The 15161-nt window shown below is 61.3% G+C and carries 12 protein-coding genes and 3 tRNA genes; all 15 read right to left on the reverse strand.

Going from position 1 to position 15161, the window contains the following annotated elements; genetic code table 11:
• Positions 1–215 precede the first annotated feature (215 nt).
• The 15 genes from ASE98_RS03820 to asd all read right to left on the reverse strand — a co-directional run bounded on the left by ASE98_RS03820 (position 216) and on the right by asd (position 15153).
• A tRNA-Asp gene (locus tag ASE98_RS03820) sits at positions 216–292 on the reverse strand.
• A 93-nt stretch (positions 293–385) separates the two neighbouring features.
• A tRNA-Asp gene (locus tag ASE98_RS03825) sits at positions 386–462 on the reverse strand.
• A 53-nt stretch (positions 463–515) separates the two neighbouring features.
• Positions 516–591: transfer RNA gene (locus ASE98_RS03830), tRNA-Val, on the reverse strand.
• A gap of 218 nt (positions 592–809) precedes the next feature.
• Positions 810–1586 (reverse strand): SDR family oxidoreductase, encoded by a 777-nt coding sequence (locus tag ASE98_RS03835; protein ID WP_060540045.1) that lies wholly within the window; start codon positions 1584–1586, stop codon positions 810–812.
• On the reverse strand, positions 1583–2794 hold the full coding sequence (locus ASE98_RS03840; RefSeq protein WP_060540046.1) for an O-succinylhomoserine sulfhydrylase: 1212 nt from the start codon (positions 2792–2794) through the stop codon (positions 1583–1585). Before ASE98_RS03840 ends, ASE98_RS03835 begins: the two co-directional genes overlap by 4 nt.
• Positions 2795–2873: 79 nt before the next feature.
• Positions 2874–4379: an amidophosphoribosyltransferase gene (gene purF, locus ASE98_RS03845; RefSeq protein WP_060540047.1), complete on the reverse strand. Its 1506-nt coding sequence runs from the start codon at positions 4377–4379 to the stop codon at positions 2874–2876.
• Positions 4380–4420: 41 nt separating this feature from the next.
• Complete coding sequence (locus ASE98_RS03850; protein WP_060540048.1) at positions 4421–4981, reverse strand: CvpA family protein; 561 nt, start codon at positions 4979–4981, stop codon at positions 4421–4423.
• Positions 4982–5079: 98 nt separating this feature from the next.
• Positions 5080–5742 carry an SPOR domain-containing protein gene (locus ASE98_RS03855; protein WP_060540049.1) on the reverse strand — a complete coding sequence of 221 codons (663 nt, stop codon included), beginning with the start codon at positions 5740–5742 and terminating at the stop codon, positions 5080–5082.
• Complete coding sequence (gene folC, locus ASE98_RS03860; RefSeq protein WP_060540050.1) at positions 5726–7033, reverse strand: bifunctional tetrahydrofolate synthase/dihydrofolate synthase; 1308 nt, start codon at positions 7031–7033, stop codon at positions 5726–5728. Before folC ends, ASE98_RS03855 begins: the two co-directional genes overlap by 17 nt.
• A complete protein-coding gene (accD, locus tag ASE98_RS03865; RefSeq protein WP_060540051.1) occupies positions 7030–7950 on the reverse strand; it encodes an acetyl-CoA carboxylase, carboxyltransferase subunit beta in 921 nt (306 codons plus the stop codon). The genes folC and accD overlap by 4 nt, the downstream gene beginning before the upstream one ends.
• Positions 7951–8140: 190 nt before the next feature.
• Positions 8141–8755, reverse strand: coding sequence for a phosphoribosylanthranilate isomerase (locus tag ASE98_RS03870; protein WP_060540052.1), 615 nt, complete (start codon positions 8753–8755; stop codon positions 8141–8143).
• Between the two features lie 63 nt (positions 8756–8818).
• Positions 8819–9643, reverse strand: a complete 825-nt coding sequence (gene truA, locus ASE98_RS03875; protein WP_060540053.1) for a tRNA pseudouridine(38-40) synthase TruA — start codon at positions 9641–9643, stop codon at positions 8819–8821.
• A gap of 307 nt (positions 9644–9950) precedes the next feature.
• Positions 9951–12575, reverse strand: coding sequence for a FimV/HubP family polar landmark protein (locus ASE98_RS03880; RefSeq protein WP_060540054.1), 2625 nt, complete (start codon positions 12573–12575; stop codon positions 9951–9953).
• A 205-nt stretch (positions 12576–12780) separates the two neighbouring features.
• Positions 12781–13791 (reverse strand): aspartate-semialdehyde dehydrogenase, encoded by a 1011-nt coding sequence (locus tag ASE98_RS03885; RefSeq protein ID WP_060540055.1) that lies wholly within the window; start codon positions 13789–13791, stop codon positions 12781–12783.
• 249 nt (positions 13792–14040) lie between these two features.
• Positions 14041–15153 (reverse strand): aspartate-semialdehyde dehydrogenase, encoded by a 1113-nt coding sequence (asd, locus tag ASE98_RS03890; protein ID WP_046026895.1) that lies wholly within the window; start codon positions 15151–15153, stop codon positions 14041–14043.
• Between the last annotated feature and the right edge of the window lie 8 nt (positions 15154–15161).

Genomic DNA, 15161 nt, shown 5'->3' on the forward strand with positions numbered 1-15161 from the left:
ATAGCCAGTCGACGCGATCAAAAGCCCGACAGGCTTTATCCGACACCAAGGCATTCAGAAAGGATTAAGAGGAAGAATAGGAGAGACGCGAAGGAAATCCAGATTTCAGAAACAAAAAACCCCGGTCTTTCGACCAGGGTCTTTGCTATCGACTCGAAGTCAGCCAACGGCTTTCTTCGTAGCTCCAAGGCGTTCAGCAGGCCTCGGGGCAGATATGGCGCAGCGGACGGGACTCGAACCCGCGACCCCCGGCGTGACAGGCCGGTATTCTAACCGACTGAACTACCGCTGCGTATCGCTTTGAGCAGATGCTCAAGTAACTTGTCTGATTGAAAACTCAGTAGCTTTTCAATCTCGAACCAGGACGTGCCTGACTCGGAAAATATGGCGCAGCGGACGGGACTCGAACCCGCGACCCCCGGCGTGACAGGCCGGTATTCTAACCGACTGAACTACCGCTGCGCGTCGGTGGAGGCATTTCAGCCTACCTCTTGCTTTCGCAAGTATCTCGGAAGTGGTGGGTGATGACGGGATCGAACCGCCGACATTCTGCTTGTAAGGCAGACGCTCTCCCAGCTGAGCTAATCACCCGTTTGCATCTCCGAGGCCGCGAAATTTACGCAGGTAGCGAACCTAAGTCAATAGCAGGATTGAAGTTTTTCTAAAAAAGACAAAATTATGTATGTGCAGTGAGACTGCTTTCGCGAGCAAGCCCGCTCCCACAGGGGAAATGCATTCCAAATGTGGGAGCGGGCTTGCTCGCGAAGAGGCCAGCCAATTCAACATCAATCTGAATTGATCGATGTGGTTTATTCGCTATAGATCATCTTCTTGGTCATCCCGCCATCGACCACAAATTCCTGCCCCGTGACGAAACCGGCATTCCTCGACAACAGCCAGGCCACCATCGCCGCCACATCCTCGACCGCCCCCACCCTGCCCGCCGGATGCTGCGCATGGTCGGCCTCGGTCAACGGCTCGGCACGCCGCACCGAAGGATCCCGGGTATCGATCCAGCCAGGGCTGACGGCATTGACCCGGATCTCCGGACCCAGACTGATGGCCAGGGCATGCGTCAGGGCCAACAGGCCGCCCTTGCTCGCCGCATAAGCCTCGGTGTCGGGTTCCGATTGCCCGGCGCGGGTCGAGGCCAGATTGACGATGGCCCCGCTGTGCGCGCGCAGATAAGGCGCACAATGCTTGGCCAGCAGCATCGGCCCGCTGAGATTCACCGCCAGCACACGATTCCAGTACGCCAGATCGAGGCTTTCCAGAGTGATGTTGTGCGGGTCGGCCACCGCGGCGTTGCACACCAGTGCATCGAGGCGGCCGAACTGCCCCAGCACCTCGGCAACGCCCAGCGCGACCTGCCCTTCATTGGACACATCCATGGCAATGAACCAGGCATTGTCGCCCAGCACCTTCGCCACTTTCGAACCGCGCTCCCGATCCAGGTCCGTCAGCACCACTTGCCAACCCTCGCTGATCAGCCAGGCGGCGATCCCCAGCCCGATGCCGCGCGCAGCACCGGTCACCAGCGCTACGCGGCCATGGGAGCCGGTGGACGGCGTGGACAACTCGATCACAGCGCAGCCAGGCCGCGCGCCAGATCGGCTTGCAGGTCTGCCACGTCTTCCAGGCCGACCGCAACGCGGATCAGACTGTCGCGAATACCTGCCGCTTCACGCTCCTGCGGCGCCAGACGGCCGTGGGAGGTGGTGCTCGGGTGCGTAATGGTGGTTTTGCTGTCGCCCAGGTTGGCAGTGATCGAAATCAGGCGCGTCGCATCGATAAAGCGCCAGGCGCCCTCTTTGCCGCCCTTGACCTCGAAACTGACAACCGCGCCGAAACCCTTCTGCTGACGCAGGGCCAGTTCATGCTGCGGATGGCTCTTGAGGCCGGCGTAATGGACTTTCTCGATGCCGTCCTGCTGCTCCAGCCATTCAGCCAGTTGCTGGGCGTTGGCGCAATGCGCCTTCATCCGCAGGTTCAGGGTTTCCAGGCCCTTGAGGAAGATCCAGGCGTTGAACGGGCTCAGGGTTGGCCCGGCGGTACGCAGGAAACCCACCACCTCTTTCATCTGCTCGCCGCGACCGGCCACGACACCACCCATGCAACGGCCCTGGCCGTCGATGAACTTGGTCGCCGAGTGCACGACGATGTCTGCGCCCATTTTCAGCGGCTGCTGCAAGGCCGGGGTGCAGAAACAGTTGTCGACTACCAGCATCGCACCTTTGGCGTGAGCGATTTTCGCCAGCTCAGCGATGTCCACCAGCTCCGCCAGCGGGTTGGATGGCGACTCGACGAAGAGCAGCTTGGTGTTGGCCTTGATCGCTGCATCCCAACCGGACAAGTTGGCCAGGGGCACGTAATCGACTTCGATGCCAAAGCGCTTGAAGTACTTCTCGAACAGGCTGATGGTCGAACCAAATACGCTTTGCGACACCAGCACGTGATCGCCGGCGCTGCACAGGCTCATCACCACCGCCATGATCGCGGCCATGCCGGTCGCCGTGGCCACCGCCTGCTCGGCGCTTTCCAGTGCGGCAATGCGCTCCTCGAAGGCGCGAACGGTCGGGTTGGTGTAGCGAGAATAGACGTTGCCCGGCACTTCCCCGGCGAAACGTGCAGCCGCATCGGCGGCGGTACGGAACACATAGCTGGAGGTGAAGAACATCGGGTCACCGTGTTCGCCTTCCGGCGTACGGTGCTGACCGGCGCGTACGGCCAGGGTATCGAACGCTACACCTTCGAGGTCGCTGTCCAGCCGACCGGCATCCCATTCCTGACTCATGCTGTCACTCCTTGCCCTGCTCTCGATAAATAAAATTTTTCAGTAGATACAGAACCGGCCCCTAGGGGCCGGTAGAAACTCAGTTGTTGTACAGATCGATGATCGCACTGACTGCCTGCGTCTTGACCTTGGAGGCATCGTTACGTGCCTGCTCGATCTTGTTCAGGTAAGCCTCGTCGACGTCACCGGTGACGTACTGGCCGTCGAACACCGCACAATCGAACTTGTCGATCTTGATCTTGCCGCCACCGACCGCTTCGATCAAGTCAGGCAGATCCTGATAGATCAGCCAGTCGGCGCCGATCAGCTCGGCCACGTCCTGGGTCGAACGGTTGTGGGCGATCAGTTCGTGGGCGCTCGGCATGTCGATACCGTAGACGTTCGGATAACGAACGGCCGGGGCCGCGGAGCAGAAGTAGACGTTCTTGGCGCCGGCTTCACGGGCCATCTGAATGATCTGCTTGCAGGTGGTACCGCGAACGATGGAGTCGTCCACCAGCATCACGTTCTTGCCGCGGAACTCCAGTTCGATGGCGTTGAGTTTCTGGCGTACGGATTTTTTCCGCGCGGCCTGGCCCGGCATGATGAAGGTCCGGCCGATGTAGCGGTTCTTCACGAAGCCTTCGCGGAATTTCACGCCCAGGTGGTTGGCCAGCTCCAGGGCCGCAGTGCGGCTGGTGTCCGGGATCGGGATGACCACGTCGATATCGTGCTCGGGACGCTCGCGCAGGATCTTCTCGGCGAGCTTCTCACCCATGCGCAGACGGGCCTTGTACACCGACACGCCGTCGATGATCGAGTCCGGACGCGCCAGGTACACGTGTTCGAAGATGCACGGGGTCAGGGACGGGTTGGTCGCGCACTGACGGGTGTGCAGCTTGCCCTCTTCGGTGATGTAGACCGCTTCGCCCGGCGCCAGATCGCGGATCAGGGTGAAGCCGAGCACGTCCAGGGACACGCTTTCGGAAGCGATCATGTACTCCACGCCCTCGTCGGTGTGACGCTGACCGAAGACGATCGGGCGGATACCGTGCGGATCGCGGAAACCGACGATGCCGTAGCCGGTGATCATCGCCACCACCGCGTAACCACCGACGCAACGGTTGTGCACGTCGGTAACGGCGGCGAACACGTCTTCTTCGGTCGGCTGCAGCTTGCCGCGCTGGGCCAGCTCGTGAGCAAACACGTTGAGCAGCACTTCCGAATCGGAACTGGTGTTGACGTGGCGCAGGTCAGATTCGTAAATCTCCTTGGCCAGTTGTTCAACGTTGGTCAGGTTACCGTTATGCGCCAGGGTGATGCCGTAAGGCGAGTTGACGTAAAACGGTTGGGCCTCGGCCGAAGTCGAGCTGCCCGCGGTCGGGTAACGGACGTGGCCGATACCCATGTGGCCGACCAGACGCTGCATGTGACGCTGCTGGAACACGTCACGCACCAGACCATTGTCCTTGCGCAGGAACAACCGGCCATCATGGCTGGTCACGATACCGGCAGCGTCCTGGCCGCGGTGCTGGAGGACGGTTAGCGCGTCATACAGCGCCTGATTGACGTTCGACTTACCGACGATACCGACGATGCCACACATGCGACGCAACCCCTACTTAATGGATCTGAACTGAGCACTACTCACTGAGGCGTTTTGGCCGTCGGCAAGAGTTGCTCCTTGAACGGTATATCAGCGGGTACGCTGATTCCGCTGGCAAGCCACTGACTGCTCCACCCGAGAATCAGGTTTTTGGACCAGTCTGCGACCAATAGAAATCTTGGTACGAGCTGTGATTCTTTCCACCACCCGTCCTGCTGTACCGGCCCCAGGCTCAACAGCCCGACGGCAATGACCACCAGCAACCCGCCACGGGCGGCGCCGAAGGCCATGCCGAGGAATCGGTCGGTCCCGGACAACCCGGTGACGCGAACCAACTCGCCGATAAGATAATTGATCATTGCGCCTACGATTAAAGTGGCGACAAACATGATGGCACAACCCGCGATCACGCGAGCCGATGGCGTTTCGATGTATCCGGCGAGGTACTCGGACAATGAACCACCGAACATCCAGGCAACGACTCCTGCGATGATCCAGGTCAGCAGCGACAGTGCTTCTTTGACGAAGCCGCGGCTCAGACTGATCAATGCGGAGATGGCGACGATTGCAACGATCGCCCAGTCAACCCAGGTAAATGGCACAGTGCAGCCTACAGACGGATAAGGCGGCGCATTTTAGCAGAGCCCGTGCCTGTCGGTAAGCTGCGATTGCCTGTGCATTTCAAATCGGGGCGATAGTTTTAACCGCGCTCCGGCTGAAAGCGCACGACAAAACCCTTGAGGTTCTGCTGGCGGCTGAGCAAGTCACGCAAGCGATCGGCTTCGGCGCGTTCGATCAACGGCCCGACAAACACGCGATTCTTGCCGTCGGCGGTACGGATATAGGCGTTGTAACCCTGGCTGCGCAGGGATTTCTGCAGTTTTTCGGCACTGTCACGACTCGCCAGACTGGCCAGTTGCACCGACCAGCTGACCGACAGCCCATTGGCGTCGACGCGGCTCTGAGTGGTATCGGGCTTGCCCGGCGCAGCGGTGATTGGCTGTACCGGCGCTGTTGCCGGCTTGGCTGCCAATGCCGGCGCAGGAGCAGGCGGCGGGGTCACCGCCTTGGCCGTCGGTGCTGGGGCGACAGGAGCCGCAGGCACTACAGGCGCTTCCTGCTGAGCGATTTCTTCATCGCTCGGCACCGGTTCCTGCGGCAAGGCTTGAGGTTCGGGAACCACCACCGGCTCGACCTGCACCTGAGGCAAGGCCGGCGCCTGCGGTGCAGCCGGGGCCTCGACGATCACCTGGCGCTGCTCATCCTGACGGGAAAACAGCATCGGCAGAAAAATAACCGCCAGTGCGACCAGCACCAGGGCGCCGACCATGCGCTGTTTGTATGCCTTATCCAGCAATGCCATTTGCCGCTTCCTCCGTGGAGCGCCGGGCCAACCATTCCAGGGCCTCGGCAACACAATAAAATGATCCGAACAACAGGATTTCGTCGTTGCTCGAAGCGTTGGCGCACTGCCCTTCCAGGGCTGCAGCCACACTGTCATAAGACGCTACCGAAGCGCCAATGTTCTGCAATGCCTGGTGCAAATCGGCAACCGGTCGTGTCCGTGGCGAATCCAGGGGGGCGACGGCCCAATGCTGGACACTAGCATTCAATTCGCCGACAACACCATCAAGATCCTTGTCCACGAGCAACCCGAACACCGCCAGGCGCTTGCCAGCCAGCGGTCGGCTCGCCAGGCGACGGGCCAGATACTCCGCCGCATGGGGGTTATGCCCCACATCCAGCAACAGATTCAAACGCTTGCCTTGCCAGTCGAACTGACGGCGATCCAGACGACCTACAACTCGCGTCGCCTGCAGCGCCTGAACAATCTGCGCCTCTACCCAGGGCAAGCCCAGCAGCAGGTACGCCTGCAAGGCCAGCGCGGCGTTTTCCATCGGCAGATCGAGCAACGGCAGGTCACGCAGCTCGACCGCTCGCCCTTGAGCGTCAAGGCCGCGCCATTGCCAGTTGTGATCAGTGACACCGAGGTCAAAATCGCGCCCGCGCAGGAAAAACGGGCAATCGAGCTCGCGCGCCTTGTCGAGCAGGGGTTGCGGAGGATTCAGGTCGCCGCACAGCGCGGGTGCGCCCGGGCGGAAGATGCCGGCCTTTTCGAAGGCCACGGACTCGCGGGTATCGCCCAGGTAATCCGCGTGATCGACGCCAATGCTGGTGACCAGCGCCATGTCGGCGTCCACCACGTTGACCGTGTCCAGACGACCGCCCAGCCCTACTTCCAGCACCACGGCATCAAGAGCTGAACGCTGAAACAGCCAGAACGCTGCCAGCGTGCCCATTTCGAAATAGGTCAGGGACGTGTCACCACGCCCCGCCTCTACCGCAGCAAAGGCCTCACACAGTTCGGCATCACTGGCTTCGACACCATTGACCTGCACCCGCTCGTTGTAACGCAGCAGGTGCGGAGAATTGTAGACGCCGACTTTCAAGCCCTGGGCGCGCAGCAACGAAGCCACGAACGCACAGGTGGAACCCTTGCCGTTGGTGCCGGTGACCGTGATCACCCGAGGCGCCGGCTTGCCCAGCCCCATGCGGGACGCTACCTGCTGCGAACGCTCCAGGCCCATGTCGATGGCCGAAGGGTGCAACTGTTCAAGGTAGGCGAGCCATTCGCCAAGGGTACGTTGGGTCATATGTTGGCAGGTGCCGGTGGAACCACGATCGGCTCGATTGGTGCAGCGACGAACTTCGGCGTCGGCAGGCCCATCATTTGTGCCAGCAGGTTACCCAAGCGCGGACGCAGTTCCTGACGGTGAACAATCATGTCGATGGCGCCGTGTTCCAGCAGGAACTCGCTGCGCTGAAAACCTTCGGGCAGCTTTTCGCGTACGGTCTGCTCGATAACGCGCGGACCGGCAAAACCGATCAGGGCTTTCGGCTCGCCGACGATCACGTCGCCCAGCATTGCCAGACTGGCGGAAACACCGCCGTAGACCGGGTCGGTCAGCACGGAGATGAACGGGATACCCTCTTCACGCAGACGCGCCAGCACCGCGGAGGTCTTGGCCATTTGCATCAGGGAGATCAGCGCTTCCTGCATCCGCGCACCGCCGGAAGCGGCGAAGCAGATCATAGGGCAGCGTTTTTCCAGGGCGTAGTTGGCGGCACGAACGAAACGCTCGCCGACGATGGCACCCATCGAACCACCCATGAAGGAAAACTCGAACGCCGAGACCACAACCGGCATACCCAGCAGGGTACCGCTCATGGACACCAGTGCGTCTTTTTCGCCGGTCTGCTTCTGTGCAGCGGTCAGGCGGTCTTTGTACTTCTTGCCGTCGCGGAATTTCAGACGGTCAACCGGCTCCAGGTCAGCGCCCAGCTCGGTACGCCCTTCAGCGTCGAGGAAAATGTCGATGCGCGCGCGCGCGCCAATACGCATGTGGTGATTGCACTTGGGGCAAACGTCCAGGGTCTTTTCCAGCTCCGGACGATACAGCACCGCCTCGCAAGAAGGGCATTTGTGCCAAAGACCTTCAGGCACCGAGCTCTTCTTGACCTCGGAACGCATGATCGAAGGGATCAGTTTGTCTACTAACCAGTTGCTCATGCTTTCTTTCTCCAGTACCGGCGGCCCGAACGCTCTGGTTCGCAGCCCCGCGTATGCCCTTGAGCTAAATTCATGTGTGCGGCGATGTCTGGTGGGGGCCGGGTCAGTCAAGCGTGACCTGCGTACCACCCATCAATCCTCAGCCGTTTTGTACAGTGCAGTGGACGGCGGCAGTCTGCCAGCCGTCACATCAACGTAGAGCCTTGATGAACGCTTGAATCTTCGCGTGATCCTTGATGCCCTTGCTCGCTTCGACCCCGCCACTGACATCCACGGCATAGGGCCGGACCCGCGCCACCGCGCCGGCGACATTATCCGGGTTCAGGCCCCCGGCCAGGATGATCGGCTTGCTCAGGCCTTGCGGTATCAAAGACCAGTCGAATGCTTCGCCGGTTCCGCCGGGAACACCTTCGACATAGGCGTCGAGCAGTATGCCGCTGGCGCTTGGGTAAGCATCGCAGGCGGCGGCGATGTCATCACCGGCCTTGACCCGCAGCGCCTTGATGTAGGGACGGTGCCAGCCTTCGCAATCGGCGACGCCTTCATCGCCATGGAACTGCAACAGGTCCAGCGGCACCGCATCGAGGATTTCCCCCAGCTCGCAACGACTGGCGTTGACGAACAGCCCCACGGTGGTCACGAACGGCGGCAGCACCTGGATGATTGCGCGCGCCTGCTGGAACGTCACCGCCCGGGGGCTTTTGGCGTAGAACACGAACCCGATGGCATCAGCCCCGGCCTCGACCGCTGCCAACGCATCTTCTATGCGGGTAATCCCACAAATCTTGCTGCGAACGGCTGACATGTCGACACAACTCCAAGACAAATCCGGGAAAGTCCCGGATGGTAACAAAAGCGTTCGAGGGCGTCAGCCGTCAAGTTCCGAGAAGCCGGTGAGGAAGTGTGGGCCGATGTAACGCTCGGGCAACTGGAACTCGTCACGGTACTCGACCTGCACCAGGTACAGGCCGAACGGATGCGCGGTGACCCCGCCGGTACGGCGCACGCGACTCTCCAGCACTTCCTTCATCCACTCCACGGGGCGCTCACCGGCACCGATGGTCATCAGCACGCCGGCGATGTTGCGCACCATATGGTGCAGGAAAGCACTGGCGCGAATATCCAGCACGATCATCTTGCCATGACGGGTGACGCGTAGGTGGTGCAGCTCCTTGATCGGCGATTTGGCCTGGCACTGTCCGGCGCGGAAAGCGCTGAAGTCGTGAGTGCCGAGCAGGTAGCGGGCAGCCTCGGCCATGCGCTCGACGTCCAGCGGACGGTGATTCCAGGTGATTTCTTCGTTCAGGTGCGCCGGGCGGATCTGATCGTTGTAGATCACGTAGCGGTAGCGTCGGGCAATGGCCTTGAACCGCGCATGGAAATGCGCCGGCATGACCTTGGCCCAGCTGACACTGACGTCATGGGGCAAGTTGATGTTGGCGCCCATGACCCAGGCCTTCATCGAGCGCTCGACCTGGGTGTCGAAATGCACCACTTGGCCACATGCGTGCACCCCGGCGTCGGTGCGCCCGGCGCAGAGCAGCGACACGGGCGAGTCAGCCACTTTCGACAAGGCGTTTTCCAGGGTTTCCTGCACGGTGAGTACGCCCGATGCCTGGCGCTGCCAGCCGCGATAGCGCGAGCCTTTGTATTCAACGCCCAAGGCGATGCGGAAAAAGCCGTCGGCTGCCATTTCGGCGGCCGGGTTATCTATATTTGCCAAGGAGTGACAGCCTGCTGATGTGCGCAAAGGCGGGCATTATAAGGCCGACTGTAGGGGATGCCAGTACAACCGTCGCAGCTGCGGTGAATGTGCGGGCCCCTTCGCGGGCAAGCCCGCTCCCACAGGTTTCAGCTGTGTGCACAAAATTTATGCGCGATGCCGATCACTGTGGGAGCGGGCTTGCCCGGGATGGGGCCAGTATTGCCACATCATTTTCCGATAAAACAAAAACGGCAGCCTCACCAGGCTGCCGCTTCGTTTACACCCAAAACTCCACTCAAGCCAAACGCGACAGCATCTCCTTCGCTTCGCTCTTCTGCTCATCACTGCCTTCGGTCACCACCTCGTTGAGGATGTCACGGGCGCCGTCGCTATCACCCATGTCGATATAGGCCTGGGCCAGATCGAGCTTGGTGGCGGCTTCGTCGGTTCCTGAGAGGAAGTCGAAGTCCTCATCATCACCCAAGGCCGCATCGGCTTCGGTGAAGGTCGGCTCGCCGATGCTATGGGACAGGTTTTCCAGCTCGGCGTTGACGTCCTCCAGTTCTGCCGCGAACGCATCCGGAGCCTCTTGCGCGTCCATTTCATCGGCCAGTGACAGGTCGAAATCCGCCGGCAACTCCAGGTCGTCCAGCGCAACCTCGGGAGCGGACGGCGCTTCGACGGGCGGCAAGTCCTTCACGCCTTCATCCAGGTCCAGATCCAGCAGGAAGTCATCTTCGGCGAGCATCGCCGGCGATGGCTCGGCACCCAGATCCAGGTCCAGATCGAAATCCGACAGGTCGTCGAGGTTTTCCTTGATCTCGGTCTGCTGCTGCAACACCGAGCCAAAGCTCAGGTCGTCGTCCAGCGGGAAGTCGTCCAGATCAGCCAGGGTAGTGACTTCTCGTTCCGGCGCCGCTGGCGTAACAGGCGTAACAGGCGTAACAGTGTCCAGATCATCCAGGCTCAGGTCGAATGCACTGTCGAGATCGTCCTCGGCAACTTCAGGTACCTGCGGCTCATCCAGCAGCAGCTCCTTCACGTATTGTGCATCCAGCTCGGCAGCGACGGCCGCCGCGGCAATACCGCCGGCAGCCACCAGCGCCATGGCCGGGAAGCGGCTTTTCAGCTGCTCGACCTGGGCGAAGTTATCGCCGTTGGCCACCAGCTGACGCTCCTGGGCGACGAACGCATCACGATCGCCTTGCTGGGCGTAGACCTCCATCAGCTTCAGGCGCAAGGCGCTGCGCTGAGGCTCGCGTTTGACGCCGTCTTCGAGCAACGCCGCCGCCTGGTTCAGGCGCCCGGCATTGATATGGGACTGCGCCTGCCCCAATACATCATCGGAGCGATCGGCCGCCGGAGACACCAGCGGTGCGGCGATTGGCGTGGTCATTACGGCAGAAGCGACCACCGGAGCCGGGGTTGGTACCGGAGCAGGTTGTGGCGTCGGCGTCGGCGTGGCTGCCAGCTTCACACTCGGAGGTGGAACATCGAGCCCCTCGAAGCTGCTGTGCGGCAAGTCGAGATCGGCCGGGAACTGCTGTTCTTCGGCAAGCGCCCGGGCCATGCGCATATGCTTTTCGGCTTCCTGCTGGGCTTTGCGGCGACGGGCCAGCAACAGCAACAGGAGCAGCAGCACCACTGCGCCACCACCCACCAGCCCGAGCAGCGCAGGATTGGTCAGCAGCTCATTGAACTTCTGATCGCCGGTCGCCACTGGCGCTGGCTCAACAGGCTTCTCGGCCGGCGCTGGAGTCGCCTCGGTTGCCGCCGGCGCAGTTGCAGCCGCACCAGGCGCCGGATTGGCCACCAGTTCGGCAGGCATCGTCTTCGAAGGCTGAGCCGCAGCCCCCGCCGCCCCTTCAACCTGCAACTTGGCCAGTTGATTATTCTTCAGTTCGATCAGCCGCTGTAGCTTGTCCATCTGGCTTTGCAGATCGGCCATTCGGCTTTTCAGTTCGGCGTTGTCCCGACGACTGGTGTCGAGGCTTTCCTGCGTCAGCGCCAGCTTGTCGTTCAGCGCCTTGGCATCGCCAGCGGCGCCTTTGCCCCGACTGCTGCCGGATTCGGCAGACACCAAGCTCAACTTGTCCGCCGCGCTTTGTGCGGGCGCAGCCTGGGTGCCAGGACGATTGGTCGCGTCGAGCTGCTGCTGCCCTGCCGCCGGCCTGGCCACGTAACGTCGACCCTGGCGCCACGCGGTGTTTTGCGCGGCCACTTCAGCGATAGCCTTGGGTTGCGCCAGGTTGGTGCTTTGTACCTGATCAGGCAAACGCAGCACCTGACCGGTTTTCAAGCGGTTGATGTTGCCATCGATGAAGGCATCCGGGTTCAGCGCCTGAATAGCCAGCATGGTTTGCTGGATCGACCCGCCGTTACGCGCCTTGGCGGCGATTTCCCAGAGGGTATCGCGCGGCGTGGTGATGTGCTGGGTCGGCTTGCTTGCACCGGTAACCGGCGCGGCGACGGCTGGCGTCGTTGCAGGCTGCGCAGCCGCCTCGGCGGTTTGCGGCGAAAACTTGGAGGGATCGAGCAGCAGGCTGTAATCGCGCAACAAGCGGCCGTTCGGCCACATCACCTGAACGAGGAATTTAACCATTGGTTCGGAAAGTGGCTTGCTGGAGGTCACACGCAGGATGCTTTTGCCGCCGGCATTGAGAACCGGGGTGAAGGTCAAGTCGTTGAGAAACGCCTGGCGGTCGACACCGGCCTTGGCGAAATCTTCAGGTGAAGCCAGGCTCGGCACCACTTCCGCAGCGGTGAGTTCCTTGACATCGAGCAGCTCGATTTCCGCAACCAACGGCTGGTTGAGCGTCGATTTCAGGGTCAGCTCCCCGAGCCCGAGGGCATGCGCCATACCGGAGGACAGCGCCGAGGCGGCCGCTATTGCTAACACCAGTTTGCGAACTTGAACCATGGTTCATCCTTAGTTTGAACATTCCTCGGCCAGCGAGAAGGTATTGATAGCCGCTGCCGCAAGGCATTGCGCACGACGGCGAGGGGGCGTCGCGCGCGATCGTTTCATTGATGCCACGCAAAGCCCCGAAGAGCGGCTCGCCTTCGGCATTCCGGCAAGCATAGGCCTGCCCGGAATCATTAGACAAATAGTTGCCAAGTATCTTTTACAGCAGGTCTTTTATCAACAATTCAGCCAGTTGCACAGCATTGAGCGCGGCGCCTTTGCGTACGTTATCTGACGTCATCCACAGATTAAGTTCCGCCGGGTCATCTATACCGCCGCGCACCCGACCAACGTAGACCACATCCTGCCCTACCGCATCACCCACCGGGGTCGGATAATCACCGGCTTCCACCAGTTCGATACCGGGTGCATCGTCCAGGGCCGCGTTGACTTTTGCCAGGTCAATATCGCTCGCCGACTGAAGGGTCACGTTAAAGCTATCGCCAAAAAACACCGGGGCTTGAATGCAAGTGACGGAAATTTTCAACAAAGGCATCGCGATGACCTGGCGCAGTTCGCGTACCAGGCGTTTTTCCAGCAGTGTATGACCGTGCTCATCCGGCTTGCCAACCTGTGCCAGCAGGTTAAACGCCATCTGCCGGTCGAAGAAGCTTGGCTCCAGCGGGCGGACATTCAACAACTCGGCGGTCTGTCGCGCCAGTTCGGTCACGGCTTCGCGGCCTTGCGCCGAAACGGCCAGGCTGGCGGTCAGGCTGACGCGCTGCAAGTCGAGCAAACCGAGCAATGGCGCCAACACCACGGCCAATGTCGTGGCCGAAGGGCTCGGGCTGCTGACCTGGAAAGGTTTTTTCAAACCGGCCAACCGTTCTGCGTTGGCTTCCGGCACGACCTGCGGCGCCTGATCGGCTGGCAAGGCGCCAGACAAATCGATCAGCGAGCAGCCGGCCGCCGTGGCGCGCGAGGCGAAACTCAGGGTCACTGCCGGGCCGGCGGCGAAGAACACCAGCTGCACTTTGCTGAAGTCGAACTCGTCGACTTCACGCACCCGCACGTTCTTGCCACGAAACGGCACCGAATGGCCAGCCGATTCGCTACTGGCCAGCAGGTGCAGGTTGCCGACCGGAAAATCGCGTTCCTCGAGGATCTGCACGAGGGTTTCGCCGACAGTACCGGTGGCGCCGATCACGGCGATATCTATGGGCTGGCTCATGGTTTGACCTCTGGTGAAACGGGGGGGAGCGGCACTTTACCGGGTGACTGGCATGCAGGCAATTTCTGACGGGGATTGGTAGTGCCTGTACCGGCCCCTTCGCGAGCAAGCCCGCACACAGGGGTACATATTCCATTGTGGGAGCGGGCTTGCTCGCGAAGGCGGCTTATCAGGCAACCGCCCCCACTGCCAGGTATTAAAAAACCCGCGCCTCTTGCAAGGCGCGGGTTCTTTCACAACGTCAGTCGATCAACGCTCGAGCAGGATCCGCAGCATGCGACGCAGCGGCTCGGCCGCGCCCCACAGCAGCTGGTCGCCGACGGTGAATGCGCCAACGAACTGAGACCCCATGTTCAGCTTGCGCAGACGGCCAACCGGAACATTCAGGGTGCCAGTGACCTTCGTCGGGCTCAGCTCCTGCATGCTGATATCGCGGTTGTTCGGTACCAGCTTGACCCAAGGGTTGTGCTGGCTGATCAGCCCTTCGATATCGGCGATCGGCACGTCTTTGTTCAGCTTGATGGTCAGCGCCTGGCTGTGGCAACGCATGGCACCGATGCGCACGCAGATGCCATCGACCGGGATCGGGCTCTTGAAACGACCGAGGATCTTGTTGGTCTCGGCCTGGGCCTTCCACTCTTCGCGGCTCTGACCGTTCGGCAGTTCCTTGTCGATCCACGGGATCAGGCTGCCGGCCAGCGGCACACCGAAGTTTTCGGTCGGGTACGCGTCGCTGCGCATGGCTTCGGCCACACGACGGTCGATGTCGAGGATCGCGCTGGCCGGATCGGCCAGTTGATCGGCGACAGCGGCGTGGGTCGCACCCATCTGCTTGATCAGTTCACGCATGTTCTGCGCGCCGGCGCCGCTAGCCGCCTGATAGGTCATGGCGCTCATCCACTCCACCAGGCCGGCTTCAAACAGACCACCCAGGCCCATCAGCATCAGACTGACGGTGCAGTTGCCGCCGATGTAGTTCTTGGTGCCCGCGTCCAGTTGCTGGTCGATGACCTTGCGGTTGACCGGGTCCAGGACGATGACCGCGTCATCCTGCATGCGCAGGCTGGAAGCGGCGTCGATCCAGTAACCCTGCCAGCCGGCTTCGCGCAGTTTCGGGAAGACTTCACTGGTGTAGTCGCCACCCTGGCAGGTCAGAATCACGTCGAGGGTTTTCAGCTCTTCAATGCTGTAAGCGTCCTTGAGCGGAGCAATATCCTTGCCCACGGACGGGCCTTGGCCACCGACATTCGAAGTGGTGAAAAACACCGGCTCGATGAGATCGAAATCCTGCTCTTCCAGCATCCGCTGCATGAGCACGGAACCGACCATACCGCGCCAACCGATCAGACCTACACGTTTCATCGCAACTA

Source organism: Pseudomonas sp. Leaf48 (assembly GCF_001421885.1).
GTDB lineage: Bacteria > Pseudomonadota > Gammaproteobacteria > Pseudomonadales > Pseudomonadaceae > Aquipseudomonas.